Below are 528 nucleotides of genomic sequence, written 5' to 3' on the forward strand. Positions count from 1 at the left end.
TAGTTGTGGCGGTTATCGACAACGTGCTAACCGTGACGGTGGATATCGCGGAGTTGGGTGATCTTAACCCGTTGAAAATGGCGCTGGGTCTTGAGTCTCCAACCCAATCATTAGCGGATAGCGGTCGTGCTGAAGCCATCCAAACTCAGTATGGTAAAAACAACAACTCTTTTGGCTACATCGACCATCGTGAAATCATCAAAGGTTTAACCACTGTTGATGGCAACATGTTTGCTCGTCAATTAACTCGTCTTAACGTCGATCCAAACATTACGGAAATGCGCACACCAGTTTGTCATAACGAGTTTACGCAAATTGCAGAAAACTGGCCTCAATCGGTGGCGTTTGCGGAGTACAAGCTAAACGGTGAGCAAGCGTCAATCAAAGGCGGCTTTGTTGTTGAGTCGAAGAATAAAGTGATCGTCGATGCGCTTAAATCGATTCGTGGTGTGTTAACCGAGTCTAACAGCGATAAGAGCTTCTTTAGTTTGGCGCTAGGCATCGACATCAACACGCTTGCGCCATCGA

Annotated in this window: 1 pseudogene; it reads left to right on the plus strand. The window is 46.8% G+C overall.

From position 1 onward, the window contains the following. A pseudogene (locus R8O11_RS30990) lies at positions 1-528 on the plus strand (hypothetical protein); the annotation flags it as partial.

This window comes from Vibrio sp. 1288, from assembly GCF_033344475.1.